This window comes from Limimaricola variabilis (genome assembly GCF_014195545.1).
Lineage (GTDB): Bacteria > Pseudomonadota > Alphaproteobacteria > Rhodobacterales > Rhodobacteraceae > Limimaricola > Limimaricola variabilis.
On record NZ_JACIBX010000005.1, the window covers coordinates 86474 to 100461 of the forward strand.

At 66.9% G+C, this 13988-nt stretch carries 10 protein-coding genes, 2 tRNA genes and 1 pseudogene; 4 read left to right on the top strand and 9 right to left on the bottom strand.

Going from position 1 to position 13988, the window contains the following annotated elements; genetic code table 11:
- Positions 1–38 precede the first annotated feature (38 nt).
- Positions 39–761: a 1-(5-phosphoribosyl)-5-[(5-phosphoribosylamino)methylideneamino]imidazole-4-carboxamide isomerase gene (gene hisA / locus FHS00_RS08415; RefSeq protein ID WP_183471795.1), complete on the bottom strand. Its 723-nt coding sequence runs from the start codon at positions 759–761 to the stop codon at positions 39–41.
- Positions 762–890: 129 nt separating this feature from the next.
- Between hisA and FHS00_RS08420 the strand changes: the two genes are divergently transcribed.
- Together FHS00_RS08420 and FHS00_RS08425 are read left to right on the top strand one after the other, a co-directional pair.
- The gene (locus FHS00_RS08420) at positions 891–1280 is read left to right on the top strand and encodes a DUF2147 domain-containing protein (RefSeq protein ID WP_183471797.1); all 390 of its coding nucleotides are present in this window, start codon (positions 891–893) and stop codon (positions 1278–1280) included.
- A gap of 64 nt (positions 1281–1344) precedes the next feature.
- Complete coding sequence (locus tag FHS00_RS08425; protein WP_183471799.1) at positions 1345–2151, top strand: alpha/beta fold hydrolase; 807 nt, start codon at positions 1345–1347, stop codon at positions 2149–2151.
- 51 nt (positions 2152–2202) lie between these two features.
- On the opposite strand, the gene hisH is transcribed toward FHS00_RS08425, so the two are convergent.
- The 8 genes and pseudogenes from hisH to FHS00_RS17715 form a co-directional block, all read right to left on the bottom strand.
- Positions 2203–2844 carry an imidazole glycerol phosphate synthase subunit HisH gene (gene hisH / locus FHS00_RS08430; protein ID WP_183471801.1) on the bottom strand — a complete coding sequence of 214 codons (642 nt, stop codon included), beginning with the start codon at positions 2842–2844 and terminating at the stop codon, positions 2203–2205.
- Positions 2841–3428, bottom strand: a complete 588-nt coding sequence (gene hisB / locus FHS00_RS08435; protein ID WP_183471803.1) for an imidazoleglycerol-phosphate dehydratase HisB — start codon at positions 3426–3428, stop codon at positions 2841–2843. The genes hisH and hisB overlap by 4 nt, the downstream gene beginning before the upstream one ends.
- An 86-nt stretch (positions 3429–3514) precedes the next feature.
- A tRNA-Gly gene (locus FHS00_RS08440) sits at positions 3515–3589 on the bottom strand.
- A 359-nt stretch (positions 3590–3948) separates the two neighbouring features.
- A tRNA-Gly gene (locus FHS00_RS08445) sits at positions 3949–4023 on the bottom strand.
- Positions 4024–4115: 92 nt separating this feature from the next.
- The gene (locus FHS00_RS08450) at positions 4116–4898 is read right to left on the bottom strand and encodes a TerC family protein (protein WP_183471805.1); all 783 of its coding nucleotides are present in this window, start codon (positions 4896–4898) and stop codon (positions 4116–4118) included.
- Between the two features lie 99 nt (positions 4899–4997).
- The gene (locus FHS00_RS08455) at positions 4998–5390 is read right to left on the bottom strand and encodes a VOC family protein (RefSeq protein ID WP_183471806.1); all 393 of its coding nucleotides are present in this window, start codon (positions 5388–5390) and stop codon (positions 4998–5000) included.
- Positions 5387–8830 carry a pyruvate carboxylase gene (locus FHS00_RS08460; protein WP_183471808.1) on the bottom strand — a complete coding sequence of 1148 codons (3444 nt, stop codon included), beginning with the start codon at positions 8828–8830 and terminating at the stop codon, positions 5387–5389. The genes FHS00_RS08455 and FHS00_RS08460 overlap by 4 nt, the downstream gene beginning before the upstream one ends.
- A 113-nt stretch (positions 8831–8943) precedes the next feature.
- Positions 8944–9467: pseudogene (locus tag FHS00_RS17715) on the bottom strand (GGDEF domain-containing protein); the annotation flags it as partial.
- A 1461-nt stretch (positions 9468–10928) separates the two neighbouring features.
- On the opposite strand from FHS00_RS17715, the gene FHS00_RS08470 reads away from it, so the two are divergent.
- Together FHS00_RS08470 and FHS00_RS08475 are read left to right on the top strand one after the other, a co-directional pair.
- On the top strand, positions 10929–13328 hold the full coding sequence (locus FHS00_RS08470) for an ATP-dependent helicase (RefSeq protein WP_183471810.1): 2400 nt from the start codon (positions 10929–10931) through the stop codon (positions 13326–13328).
- Positions 13329–13365: 37 nt separating this feature from the next.
- The gene (locus tag FHS00_RS08475) at positions 13366–13983 is read left to right on the top strand and encodes a LysE/ArgO family amino acid transporter (protein ID WP_183471812.1); all 618 of its coding nucleotides are present in this window, start codon (positions 13366–13368) and stop codon (positions 13981–13983) included.
- Positions 13984–13988 lie beyond the last annotated feature (5 nt).

Sequence of the window (13988 nt, forward strand, 5' to 3'; positions counted from 1 at the left end):
GTGGCGCCGCACGGGGGACCATGCGGCGCCGCTTAGTGTCAGCCCTTAAGCAGCGCCAGCGCCTCAGCAAGGTCGATCGCGCCGTCATAGAGCGCGCGGCCCGAGATCGCGCCGGCGATGACGCCGGTCGACTTCAGGGCCCTCAGGTCGTCGAGCGATGACACGCCGCCCGAGGCGATCACCGGGATCGACACGGCGCGCGCGAGATCCTCGGTCGCGGCCACGTTCGGTCCCGCCATCGCGCCGTCGCGGGCGATGTCGGTATAGATGATCGCGGCCACGCCCGCGTCTTCGAAGCTCTTGGCGAGATCGGTGACCATCACGTCGGTCTCCTCGGCCCAGCCGCGCGTCGCCACGCGTCCCTCGCGCGCGTCGAGACCGACCGCGACCTTGCCGGGGAACGCCTTTGCGGCCTCGCGGACGAGATCGGGGTTCTCGACCGCCACCGTGCCGAGGATCACCCGGGCGAGGCCCTTCTCGATCCAGGTCTCGATGGTCTTCATGTCGCGGATGCCGCCGCCGAGCTGCGCGGGGGTTCCCGGGCAGGCCGCGAGGATCGCCTCGACCGCCGCCGCGTTCACCGGTTCGCCCGCGAAGGCCCCGTTCAGGTCGACGAGGTGGAGCCATTCGGTCCCGGCCTCGACGAAAGCCCGCGCCTGAGCCGCCGGGTCGTCGTTGAACACGGTCGCCTTGTCCATTTCGCCGCGCAGGAGCCGCACGGCCTGGCCGTCCTTGAGGTCGATGGCGGGGTACAGGATCATGGCGCGGTCTCCGGGCTGTGTCGCGCCCGCGCTGTGGCACGCGAAGGCCCCGGATGCAACGCCACGTCAGCCTTGCCTGCGCGGCTGACCTTCGCGTCAGCTTCGCCTCGTATGGAGGAGGAGACAACCATGAAGAGACTGGCCTGGGCCGCGCTGGCGGCCATAGCATTGGCGGGAACGGCCTCGGCCGAGCCGCTGCTCGGCACTTGGCGCACGGCGCCTGACGACAACGGCAACAGCGGCCTAGTGCAGGTTGCGCCCTGCGGTGCGCAGCTCTGCGGGCAACTGGTCAAGGCCTATGGCCCCGATGGTGCCGAGATCACGTCGCCCAATCTCGGGCGCCACATCATCTCCGAAACCAAGGCGGTCGGCGGCGGCGAGTATCGCGGCAAGGTCTTCGCGCCAGACAACGGCAAGACCTACAACTCGAAGCTCGTGCTCGCCGGGGACCGGCTGTCGGTATCGGGCTGCGTGCTGGGCTTCTGCCGCGAGGGCGGGGTCTGGCAGAAGGTGCAATAGCCCGGAACAGCGCGGGGGGTGTGCCGGTTTTCCTTTCCGTCAACGATCAAGGGAAGGACATCGGATGCCCCTCGTCACCACCAAGGACCATACCCAGCTCTACGTGAAGGACTGGGGCGAAGGCCGCCCCGTGGTGCTGATCCACGGCTGGCCGCTCAATTCGGATTCGTGGGAGTATCAGGCGATGCGGCTGGCCGAGACCGGCCACCGGGTCGTCGCCTATGATCGTCGCGGCTTCGGCCGCTCCGGACAACCCTTCCAAGGCTACGACTACGACACCATGGCGGACGACCTCGACACGGTGATGCGCGAGCTCGATCTCAGGGACGCGGCCATCGTCGGCTTCTCGATGGGCGGCGGCGAGGTCGCGCGTTACATGTCGCGCCATGACGGGCGCAATGTCCGCGCCGCCGGGCTGATCGCCTCGGTCGCGCCGGGGATGCTGAAATCCGAGAAGAACCCCGACGGTGTCACCAAGGACGTGTTCGAGGGCATCAAGGAGGGGCTGCGCAAGGACCGGCCGGAATTCCTGAAGACGTTCTTCAAGTCGTTCTACGGCAACAAGGTCAGCGAAGGCGTGCTGCACTGGTCGCTGATGATGGCGATGCAGGCCAGCCCCAAGGCCACGCTCGACTGCGTCGATGCCTTCGGCCAGACCGATTTCAGCAACGACATGCAGGCCTTCAAGGTGCCGACCCTGATCGTGCATGGCGGCAAGGACGAGACCGTACCGATCGACCCGTCGGGCCGGCGCGCGGCCAAGCTGGTGGGGACGAACGCGACGCTCAAGGAGTATGACGACGCGCCGCACGGCCTCACCGCGACCCATGCCGACAAGTTCTACGAGGATCTCGCCGCCTTCCTGAAGTGAGCGATTCCCGTGAAACAGAAGGCCCGCGCAATCCGCGCGGGCCTTGTCGTATCAGGGCTTCCAGTTCAGGAAGTTGGCGATGAGCCGGAGCCCTGCCGCCTGGCTCTTCTCGGGGTGGAACTGGGCACCGACGACGTTGTCGCGCCCCACCACCGCCGTCACCGCCCCGCCATAGTCGACATGGGCGAGCAGCGTGTCGGGGTCGGTCGGGCGGAACTGCCAGCTATGCACGAAATAGGCGTGATCGCCGGTCGAGATCCCTTCCAGCACCGGATGGGGCCGATCGATGACGAGGTCGTTCCAGCCCATATGCGGCACCTTGAGCTTCGGGTCCGAAGGCTCGATCCGCACGATTTCGCCCGGCACCCAGCCGAGCCCCTCGGTGCGTTCGTATTCATGGCCGATCTCGGCCAGCAGCTGCATGCCGACGCAGATCCCGAGGAAGGGGCGCCCCTGCACCTCGACCGCCTCGACCAACGCCTCGTGTAGACCTGGCTGGGCCGAGAGCGCGTTCCGGCAATGCGGAAAGGCCCCGTCGCCGGGCAGCACGATCCGATCGGCGCGGGCCACGTCTTCGGGCCGCGAGGTGACGATCACCTCGCCCGCATCGCCCTCGCGCGCCATGCGCTCGAAGGCCTTCTGGGCCGAGTGCAGGTTGCCGCTTTCGTAGTCGATCAGCGCGGTGAGGCTCATAGCGCCCCCTTGGTCGAGGGAATCGCATCGGAGCGACGTGGATCCGGCTCCACCGCCTCGCGCAGCGCGCGGGCGACGGCCTTGAACGCGGCTTCGGCGACGTGATGCGTGTTGTGGCCGTGGATGCGGTCGATGTGCAGCGTGATGCCGCCATGGGTCGACAGCGCCTGGAAGAACTCCTGCACCAGCTCGGTGTCGAAGCTGCCGATCTTGGAGGCGCGGAAATCGAGATTGCAGATCAGGAAGGGCCGGGCCGACAGGTCGAGCGCCGCGCGCACCTGCGCGTCGTCCATCGCGAGGTGGCACGAGCCATAGCGGCGGATGCCCTTCTTGTCGCCGAGCGCCTGCCGCAGCGCCTGGCCGAGCGCGATGCCGGTGTCCTCGACGGTGTGGTGGTCGTCGATATGCAGATCGCCCTTGGCGCGCACCTTCATGTCGATCAGCGCGTGGCGCGACAGCTGGTCGAGCATGTGATCGAAGAAGCCGACGCCGGTCTGGTTGTCATAGGCCCCGGTGCCGTCGAGATCGATCTCGACCTCGATCGACGTCTCGGCAGTGGTGCGGGTGATCTTGGCGGTCCGCATGTCATCCCTCGTCTGGTTTCGCCGACCGTATATGCGGCGACGGGGGCGGGGCCAAGGGTGGCACTGCGATGTTGGGAGATCGAAACTGGAGCGGGTGATGAGATTCGAACTCACGACCCTTACCTTGGCAAGGTAATGCTCTACCCCTGAGCTACACCCGCTTCCGTTTCGTGGGGCGGATGTAGCGGGGGCGGCGGAGAGGTGCAAGAGGGGGCCGAGAGAAAAACCGGGCGACTTTGCGGAAGTTCTTACCGGCCCGGTTTCGTGTGGAGCAAGGGGGGCTGACGCCAACCTGACCGCGCCCCATGGGCTCTCCCAGAATGAGGATGGCACGCACCGCAAGTCCATGCTGGCACCAGGTAGTGCTGCAGTGGAATGGCTTGCATCTGCTGACTGCAACGCTTGGCGACAACCCGGAACGGCCTCGAAGGACATGCCGGCCCAAGCCGAAGTAAGGGGCCGAACGACAGCAGTCACGCTGGCGCGGTTCAGGTCTCGTCGATGTCGGGGAGATCGAAACTGGAGCGGGTGATGAGATTCGAACTCACGACCCTTACCTTGGCAAGGTAATGCTCTACCCCTGAGCTACACCCGCTTCCGTTTCGTGGGGCGGGTGTAGCGGGGGTGGCGGGGAGGTGCAAGCCGAAAAATGCACGGCCCGCACCGATTTCTTCGACCGCCCGGGGCTCAGTGCCGGTGCATCACCCCGGCACGCTCGCCCTCGCTCGCGAGCACCTTGTCGGCGGCGATCCTCACCCGAACGCGCCGTTTCTGGCGCCACAGGTTGAGCGCCTCGACCCCGCCCGCGAAGACCATCGCCGCGTAGATGAAGCCCCGCTCGATGTGGAAGCCCAGCCCCTCGGCGCCAAGCGACATGCCGACCATGACCAGAAAGGCCAGCGCCAGCATCTTGGTCGAAGGGTGGTGCTCGACGAAGTTGGCGATGGGGGTGGCGGCGACCATCATCAGCAGGATCGCGATGGTGATGGCGGCGACCATCACTTCGATATGGTCGGCGATGCCTACCGCGGTGATGACGCTGTCGAGCGAGAAGACGAGATCGAGCACGATGATCTGCGCGATCACGCCAAAGAAGGTCGCCTTGGCCGATGTTTCTGCGCCGTGGGTGCTGTCGCCCTCGACTTCGGCGAAAATCTCGGTGGCAGCCTTGTAGATCAGGAAGGCACCGCCGACGAGCAGGATCACGTCGCGCCAGGACAGCGGGTGGCCGAGGATCGTGGTGAAGGGTTCTGACAGCGAGACGATCCAGGCGATCGAAAACAGCAGGCCAATGCGCAGCACCAGCGCGCCGGCGAGGCCCAGCACCCGCGCCCGACGGCGCTGCGCTTCGGGCAGTCGTGCAGCGGCGATCGAGATGAAGATGACGTTGTCGACGCCCAGCACGATCTCGAGGATGGTGAGGGTCAGGAACGAAGCCCAGACGGCGGGGTCGGAGAAAAGCTCGATCATGGCGGTCCATCATTGCTGCGCGGCCCGGGAGCAGCGGCCCGATTGCAGGCAGCCATGGGCGTCGCGAAACAACCTGTCAGTCGTCGAGGCGTTCCCGCTTCAACCCGCAGAGGCCGGTTCGATGAGATCCCAGCGGTTGCCCCAAGGGTCGCGGAACACAGCCACCCTGCCGTAGGGCTCGTGCCGGGGCGCCTCTTCGAAGACCACGCCGCCCGCCGTCATGCGGGCCGCGTCGCGGTCGAAGTCGTCGGTTTCGAGAAAGAGCCAGACCCGCCCGCCGCCCTGCGCCCCGATCGCGGCGCGCTGCGTGGCGCCCTCGGCGCGGGCGAGGATGAAGCCGGTGCCGCCAGTTGGCGGCACCACGCGGATCCAGCGCTTCCCGGCCCCCAGGTCGACATCCTCGGTAAGGATGAAGCCCATTGGGCCGGCGAAGAAAGCGATCGCCTCGTCGTAATCGGGGACGACGAGGCTGATCGCGCCGAGGCGGGTCATTCGATCTCGACCAGCAGGTCCTTCGCGTCGATCTGCGCGCCCGGCGTGACGTGCACCGCCTTCACCTTGCCATCGCGCTCGGCATGCAGGCCGGTCTCCATCTTCATCGCCTCGATGGTGAGCAGCATGTCGCCCTGCTTGATTTTCTGGCCGGCCTGCACCGCGACCGTGGAGACCACGCCCGGCATCGGCGCACCGACATGTGCGGGATTGCCGATCTCGGCCTTGGGACGCTTCTGGGCCGTTGCCGCGACCTTGCGGTTGGGCACCCGGATCGTGCGCGGCTGGCCGTTGAGTTCGAAGAACACGCGGACCTCGCCGTCATCGCCGGTCTCGCCCACCGCCTGCAGCCGGATCTCCAGCGTCTTGCCGGGATCGATCTCGGCCGAGATCTCCTCGCCCGGCTCCATGCCGTAGAAGAAGGTCCGGGTCGGCAGGGTGCGCACCGGGCCGTATTGCTGGTGCCGCTTGGCGTAGTCGGTGAAGACCTTGGGATACATCAGGTAGGCGTTGAGATCCTCGTCGTCGATCTCGGCCTCCCCGGTGGCCTTCTGGGCCTCGGCGCGCGCGGCCTCGAAATCCACTGGCTTCAGGTGTTTGCCAGGGCGATCCTGAAGCGGCTTCTCGCCCTTGAGCACCTTGGCCTGCAGCGCGGTGGGCCAACCGCCCGGCGGCTGGCCGAGATTGCCCTTCATCATGTCGATGACGCTGTCGGGGAAGGAAACATCCGTGTTCGGATCCTCGACCTGCTCGCGGGTCAGCCCCTGGCTCACCATCATCAGGGCCATGTCGCCCACGACCTTGGAGGAGGGCGTGACCTTCACGATGTCGCCGAACATCATGTTCACGTCGGCATAGGTCTTGGCGACCTCGTGCCAGCGATCCTCGAGGCCGAGCGAACGGGCCTGCGCCTTGAGGTTGGTGAACTGCCCGCCGGGCATCTCGTGCAGATAGACCTCGGAGGCCGGGGCCTGCAGCCCGCTCTCGAAGGCCGCGTAATGCGCGCGGACCTGTTCGAAGTAGTTCGAGATCTCGCGGATCGCCTCGATGTCGAGCCCGGTGTCGCGGTCGGTCTGGCTCAGCGCCTCGACGATCGAGCCGAGCGTCGGCTGCGAGGTGTTGCCCGAGAAGCTGTCCATCGCTGCGTCGATGACGTCCACGCCCGCGGCCGAGGCCGCCAGCACGGTCGAGATCGCCGCGCCCGAGGTGTCGTGCGTGTGGAAGTGGATCGGCAGGCCGACCTCCTGCTTGAGCGCGGTGAAGAGCTGCGTCGCCGCCGGGGCCTTGAGCAGGCCGGCCATGTCCTTGACGCCCAGCACATGGGCGCCGGCCTTCTCCAACTCCTTGGCCATGGCGACGTAGTATTTCAGGTCATACTTCGAACGCGCCGGGTCGAGCATGTTGCCGGTGTAGCAGATCGTGCCTTCGCAGACCTTCTCGGCCGCGATCACTGCGTCCATCGCGACGCGCATGTTCTCGACCCAGTTGAGGCTGTCGAAGACGCGGAACACGTCGACGCCCGAGGTCGCGGCCTGCGCCACGAAGCCCTGCACCACATTGTCGGGGTAGTTGGTGTAGCCCACCCCGTTGGAGGCGCGCAGCAGCATCTGCGTCATGATGTTGGGCATCGCCGCGCGGATGTCGCGCAGCCGCTGCCACGGGCATTCCTGCAAGAAGCGGTAGGCCACGTCGAAGGTGGCGCCGCCCCAGCATTCGACCGAGAACAGGCCGGGCAGGTTGGCGGCGTAGGAGGGCGCGACCCGGATCATGTCGATCGAACGCATCCGCGTCGCCAGCAGCGACTGGTGCCCGTCGCGCATCGTGGTGTCGGTGATGAGGAGCTGCTTTTGCGCCTTCATCCATTCGGCCACGGCCTTGGGGCCTTTTTCGTCGAGGATCTGGCGTGTGCCGGGCTGAAGGGCATCGGTGCGCGCGGCAGGCGGGCGCGGCGTCTTGGCGTCGCGCGGGGGCAGGGCGCGGCCCTCGGTCTCCGGGTGGCCGTTGACGGTGATGTCGGCCACGTAGGAGAGCAGCCGCGTCGCCCGGTCGCGGCGGGTGTCGAACTTGAACAGCTCCGGCGTCGTGTCGATGAACTTGGTCGTGTACTGGTTCGACAGGAAGGTCGGGTGCTTGAGCAGGTTGATCACGAAGTCGATGTTCGTGCTCACCCCGCGGATCCGGAACTCGCGCAGCGCCCGGTCCATCCGCGCGATCGCCATCTCGGGCGTGGGCGCGCGCGCTGTCACCTTGGTCAGCAGCGAGTCGTAGAACCGGGTGATGACCGCGCCGGAATAGGCGGTGCCGCCGTCGAGGCGGATGCCGGGGCCTGTGGCCGAGCGGTAGGTCTGGATCCGGCCGTAATCGGGGATGAAGCTGTTATGCGGATCCTCGGTGGTGACCCGGCACTGCAGCGCGTGGCCGTCGAGCTTCACGTCGTATTGCGAGGCGCAGCCGGTGGCCTCGACGATCGACTTGCCCTCGGCGATCAGGATCTGGGCGCGCACGATGTCGATGCCGGTGACCTCCTCGGTCACGGTGTGCTCGACCTGCACGCGGGGGTTCACCTCGATGAAGTAGAATTCGCCCGAATCCATGTCCATCAGGAACTCGACCGTGCCGGCGCATTCGTAGTTCACATGCTGGCAGATCTTCTTGCCGAGATTGCAGATCTGTTCGCGCTGGGTCTCGGAGAGATAGGGGGCAGGCGCGCGCTCGACGACCTTCTGGTTGCGGCGCTGCACCGAGCAGTCGCGCTCCCACAGGTGGTAGATCTGGCCCATCTGGTCGCCGAGGATCTGCACCTCGACGTGACGGGCGCGCAGGATCATCTTCTCGAGATAGCCCTCGCCATTGCCGAAGGCGGCCTCGGCTTCGCGCCGGCCCTCGCGGACCTTCTCGACAAGCTCGCTCTCATCCATGATCGGCCGCATGCCGCGGCCGCCGCCGCCCCAGCTCGCCTTGAGCATCAGCGGGTAGCCTATCTCGGCGGCTTCCTTGCGGATCGCGTCCATGTCGTCGCCCAAGACCTCGGTGGCGGGGATCACCGGCACGCCGGCCTCGATCGCCACCTTGCGCGCCGAGGCCTTGTCGCCGAGCTTGCGCATGGTCTCGGCCTTGGGGCCGATGAAGGTGATGCCGGCCACCAAGCAGGCATCGACGAATTCGGGGTTTTCCGACAGCAGGCCATAGCCGGGATGGATGGCATCGGCGCCCGACATCTTGGCGACGCGGATGATCTCGGGGATCGAGAGATAGGCCTGAACCGGCCCGAGCCCCTCGCCGATGCGATAGGCCTCGTCGGCCTTGAAGCGGTGCAGCCCGAGCTTGTCCTCTTCGGCATAGACCGCGACGGTCTTCTTGCCCATTTCGTTTGCCGCGCGCATCACTCGGATCGCGATCTCGCCACGGTTGGCGATCAGGATTTTCTCGAAATCGGCCATGTCCACCCCTTCCGTTTGGTCGGGCGCAGTCTAGGGCTTTCTGCGGTGCAGTATAGCCCCGAGATACTGTGGTGGCGTCATAGGCGCCCCCTACTGATAGCGCTAACGGAGGTTCAGGCGGCGGCGTGCCTTCCGTCGGGTTCCTCGGGCGTCGCCGGCAGGAGCATCGCGGTTGCCTCTTGCGGGTTCGGATCCTCCTCTCCGGCGATCGCCACCTGGTTCCGGCCGCGCGCCTTGGCGTCGTAGAGCGCGTCGTCGGCGGCCTTCATCAGCTGCTGCGGCATGGTGCCGTCCTCGGGATGCACGGCGAGGCCGATCGAGACGGTGATCCGCGGCAGGGTCTTCTCGCCGTAGCGCACGCTGATCCGCTCGATGGCGCCGCGCAGCGCCTCGGCCCGCAGCGCCGCCGCTTCGCGACCCAGCTCCGGCAGCAGCAGCATGAACTCCTCGCCGCCCATGCGGCGGTCTCGTCGCCGTCGCAGATCTGTTCGAGCACCGCGCCCACCGCACGCAGCACCATGTCGCCCGCATCATGCCCATGCGTGTCGTTGAAGCGCTTGAAGTGATCCACATCGACCGAAAGGATCGCCAGGGCGCGATCCTCGCGCGCGGCCCTCTCGAGCTGACGGCGCAGCGTTTCGGTCAGGTGACGGCGGTTGTAGAGCCCGGTCAGCGGATCGCGGATCGACCGGTCATGCAGCTGGTCGCGCATCTCCACGTTGGCGATGGCGAGGCTGATCTGCTCGGCGCACATCTGGGCGAGCTTCTGGCTGGAGCGGAAGGTCTCGAGGCTGATGCCGGTCTTGGCCTTGAGATGCAGCAGCCCCACCGTCTCGCCATGCGCCAGCACGGGGAAGCAGAAGGACGGACGCTCGTCCTGAGCCTCGGAGTGGCCGCAGGGGAAGTCCACCTCGGAGGCGCCGAAGCTGTAAGTCCGGCCGCGGCGCAGGCCCCAGCAATCCTCGGCCCGGATGTGGTCGCAATGGTGCCCGCCATTCCAGCTCGCCGCCCCCATCAGCACGTCGCGGGAGTTGGAGTAGACGTAAACGCTGCCCTCGCTCTCGGGGAGGATGTGGCTCATGAAGCGGCCGACCATCTCGAACAGCTCGTCGAGCGAGCGCGAGGATTGTAGCCACTCGTTCAGCTCCCCCAAGAGCCGCACCTCTCGTGCAAGCCGCATCTGGTCCTCCATCATCTCGCGCTCCTTTTCGGCGCGCTGGCGCAGAACCCGCAGCTGCGTCCGTCCGGCCCGGCGGATCACCACGCTGGTCATCACCAGCAGGACCAGCGAAATGCTGGACAGCCCGAGGAATATGGTGCGCAGCCGATCGGTGAAGGTATGCCCCATCGCGGTGATGTCGGTGTAGAATTCGATCGCGCCGACGAAGCGGCCGTCGCGCATCACCGGGGTATAGATCTCCGCCACGCACAGCATGTCGCCGGGCAAATGGTGATCGGCGGCGGCGTGCAGATGGCCGTCGACCTCGTCCATCGGCTTCATATTGGCCACGTAGTATTTCTGCCCCTGCGCGACGATGCTCTGGAAGTACGGCTTCTCGTTGACGGTGCCGATGTCGGAAGGGCGCGACGACCAGAAGACGCGGCCCTCGGCGGTGAAGAGCTTGAAGCGGTAGATATCCGACAGCGTCGTCACCTCCTCGAGCCAGTCGGCATCGGCGGCGCTGATCTGTCCGGTCTCGAAGGCGATGCTGCCGTTCTCGAGCGCGTGCAGCACCCGCGTGCGCCAGTGCTCGGCCTCGCGGCTGATATCCTCGCGCATCATGCGGTTGACCAGGGGGGTCGGCAGGTAAACCACGGAAAGCCAGGCGACGGCGGTGGCGAGGCCGAGGAACAGCACGAGCAGCATGTTGAGCCGCGGGCGTCGGAGAAAGCGGGGGTCGGTCATGAGGGCCATCCTGTGGTTGCCTCTCCAGACTGGCATCGCAGCGCTGCTCGGCCGTTAACGAAGCGCCGGAATCCGCCGTCCGGATGGGGGAAACTGCGGGAACTTCCAACGATTTCGCCCCGAGAACGCCGCGTTGTGAACATATATGGAACGCGGCTTTTCTTCACGGACGGCGACGGCTAGATTGGGGCCATGAGCAGCTTTTCCGATGACGAGGCCTTCGAGGCCGCCTCCATGCCCCTGTCGCGACGCGCCATGGCGCAGCCCGGCGGCGCCGCGCCCTATCTCGACGGGCTCAACCCGGCGCAGCGGCTCGCGGTCGAGACGATGGACGGCCCCGTGCTGATGCTGGCGGGGGCGGGCACCGGCAAGACCCGCGCGCTGACCGCGCGGATCGTGCACCTGATGCGCACCGGGCGCGCCCGGCCGAACGAGATCCTCGCCGTGACCTTCACCAACAAGGCCGCGCGCGAGATGAAGGAGCGTATCGGCAGGATGCTGGGCGAGACAGTCGAGGGTCTGCCATGGCTCGGGACCTTCCACGCGATCTGCGTCAAGCTGCTGCGCCGGCACGCCGAGCTGGTGGGGCTGAAGTCGAACTTCACCATCCTCGACACAGACGACCAGATCCGGCTGCTGAAGCAGCTGGTCGCGGCCGAGAACATCGACGACAAGCGCTGGCCCGCACGGATGCTCGCCGGGATCATCGACGACTGGAAGAACCGGGCGCTGACGCCCGAGAACGTGCCCACCGCCGACGCTTCGGCCTATGACGGCAAGGGGCGCAAGCTCTACGCCGCCTACCAGCTTCGGCTTCGGGAACTGAACGCCGTCGATTTCGGCGACCTGCTTTTGCACATGGTCACGATCTTCCAGACCCGCGACGACGTGCTCGACCAGTATCGCCGCTGGTTCCGCTACATTCTCGTCGACGAGTACCAGGACACCAACGCGGCGCAGTATCTGTGGCTGCGGCTCCTGGCGGGCGGGCACAAGAACATCTGCTGCGTCGGCGACGACGACCAGTCGATCTATGGCTGGCGCGGCGCCGAGGTGGGCAACATCCTGCGTTTCGAAAAGGATTTCGAGGGCGCCGAGGTGATCCGGCTGGAGCAGAACTACCGCTCCACCCCGCATATCCTCGGCGCGGCCTCGGGGCTGATCACCGCCAACAAGGGGCGTCTGGGCAAGACGCTCTGGACCGAGGAGCAGGAGGGCGAGAAGGTCCGCCTCATTGGTCATTGGGACGGCGACGAGGAGGCGCGCTGGGTCGGCGAGGAGATCGAGGCGGCGCAGCGCGGCACCCGGGGCATGGCGCCCATCGGCCTCGATTCGATGGCGATCCTGGTTAGGGCCTCGCACCAGATGCGCGCCTTCGAGGACCGGTTCCTGACCATCGGTTTGCCCTATCGCGTGATCGGTGGCCCGCGCTTCTACGAGCGGCTCGAGATTCGCGACGCGATGGCCTATTTCCGCCTCGCCGTCTCGCTCGATGACGACCTCGCCTTCGAGCGGATCGTCAACACGCCCAAGCGGGGCCTTGGCAACAAGGCGGTGCAGACGATCCAGCGCGCCGCACGCTCGAACGGCGTCAGCCTCGTCGAAGGTGCGCGCATCGTGGTGCAGACCAAACTTCTGGGCGGGAAGGGCCTCAAGGAGCTGTCGATCCTCGTCGATGCGCTCGACCGTTGGCATTCGCAGGTCGTCAATGAGAGCGACACCCATGTCGAGCTTGCCGAGATGATCCTCGACGAGAGCGGCTACACGGCGATGTGGCAGAACGACAAGACGCCCGAAGCGCCGGGTCGGCTCGAAAACCTCAAGGAACTGGTGAAGGCGCTGGAAAGCTTCGACAGCCTGCAGGGCTTCCTCGAGCACGTGGCGCTGATCATGGACAACGAGCAGGCCGAGGAGGGCGAGAAGGTGTCGATCATGACGCTGCACGCCGCCAAGGGCCTCGAATTCCCGATGGTGTTCCTGCCGGGCTGGGAGGACGGGCTGTTCCCGTCGCAGCGTTCGATGGACGAAAGCGGGCTGCGCGGCCTCGAGGAGGAACGTCGCCTCGCCTATGTGGGCATCACCCGCGCCGAGCAGGTCTGCACGATCTCGTTTGCCGCCAATCGTCGCGTCTATGGCCAGTGGCAGAGCCAGCTGCCCTCGCGCTTCATCGACGAGTTGCCCGAGACCCATGTCGAGGTGCTGACCCCGCCGGGGCTCTATGGCGGCGGCTACGGCGCCGCCGGCATGGCGGCCAGCGCGTCGCCCGCGATCGACGCGATCCAAGGCTCGCGCCTGCACGACAACGCCGCCAAGGCCGATGTCTATAACAGCCCCGGTTGGAAGCGACTGCAGGCCCGCGGCCAGCAGCGGCAGATGCGCCAGCCGGCCGAGGCCAAGAATATCACCATCGACATGACGGCGGTGTCCTCCTTCACCGCTGGAGATCGGGTGTTCCACCAGAAGTTCGGCTATGGCGAGGTTGTGGGCGTCGAGGGCGACAAGCTCGACATCGCCTTCGACAAGGCCGGCCAGAAGAAGGTCGTCGCGCGTTTCGTGGTGGCCGCCGATCAGGCCGACAACGTGCCGTTCTGAGATTGCGGGGGCAGGGGGCGGCCGCTAAGGCGAGCGGATGGATGTCGGTTCCCTCTCCGCCTTCGCGGCCGGGCTCGCGCTCGGGCTGTCGCTGATCCTCGCCATCGGGGCGCAGAACGCCTTCGTGCTGCGCCAGGGGCTCCGAGGCGACCATGTCCTTGCCGTGGTGATGACCTGCGCGCTGTCGGACGCGGTGCTGATCGCGGCGGGGGTGTCGGGCTTCGCGGCTCTGGCCGACGCCGCGCCGTGGATCGCGCCCTTGCTGCGCTGGGGCGGGGCGGCCTTTCTGATCGTCTACGGGGCGCGCGCGCTCATCGCCGCGTGGCGGGGCGGGGAAGCATTGCGTGCCGCCGATGACGGCGCGGCGGGGCTGCGCCGGGCGGTGCTGACCTGCCTCGCGCTGACTTGGCTCAACCCGCATGTCTATCTCGACACGCTGGTGCTGCTGGGCTCGGTCGCCTCGCGCTTCGAAGGGCAGGCTTGGGCCTTTGGCACCGGCGCGGTCACGGCCTCCTTCGTGTTCTTCTTCGCGCTGGGTTATGGCGCGCGGCTGCTGCGCCCGGTCTTCGCGCGGCCGACGGCGTGGCGGGTGCTCGATGCGGGCATCGCGCTGGTGATGTGGAGCATCGCCGCCGGGTTGGTGCTGGGCGGTTAGAGAAC

What these genes read in the sequence shown, in the direction of transcription:
- hisA (WP_183471795.1), bottom strand. Translation starts at nt 761, where the DNA reads ATGATCCTGTACCCCGCCATCGACCTCAAGGACGGCCAGGCCGTGCGG.
- FHS00_RS08420 (WP_183471797.1), top strand. Translation starts at nt 891, where the DNA reads ATGAAGAGACTGGCCTGGGCCGCGCTGGCGGCCATAGCATTGGCGGGA.
- FHS00_RS08425 (WP_183471799.1), top strand. Translation starts at nt 1,345, where the DNA reads ATGCCCCTCGTCACCACCAAGGACCATACCCAGCTCTACGTGAAGGAC.
- hisH (WP_183471801.1), bottom strand. Translation starts at nt 2,844, where the DNA reads ATGAGCCTCACCGCGCTGATCGACTACGAAAGCGGCAACCTGCACTCG.
- hisB (WP_183471803.1), bottom strand. Translation starts at nt 3,428, where the DNA reads ATGCGGACCGCCAAGATCACCCGCACCACTGCCGAGACGTCGATCGAG.
- FHS00_RS08450 (WP_183471805.1), bottom strand. Translation starts at nt 4,898, where the DNA reads ATGATCGAGCTTTTCTCCGACCCCGCCGTCTGGGCTTCGTTCCTGACC.
- FHS00_RS08455 (WP_183471806.1), bottom strand. Translation starts at nt 5,390, where the DNA reads ATGACCCGCCTCGGCGCGATCAGCCTCGTCGTCCCCGATTACGACGAG.
- FHS00_RS08460 (WP_183471808.1), bottom strand. Translation starts at nt 8,830, where the DNA reads ATGGCCGATTTCGAGAAAATCCTGATCGCCAACCGTGGCGAGATCGCG.
- FHS00_RS08470 (WP_183471810.1), top strand. Translation starts at nt 10,929, where the DNA reads ATGAGCAGCTTTTCCGATGACGAGGCCTTCGAGGCCGCCTCCATGCCC.
- FHS00_RS08475 (WP_183471812.1), top strand. Translation starts at nt 13,366, where the DNA reads ATGGATGTCGGTTCCCTCTCCGCCTTCGCGGCCGGGCTCGCGCTCGGG.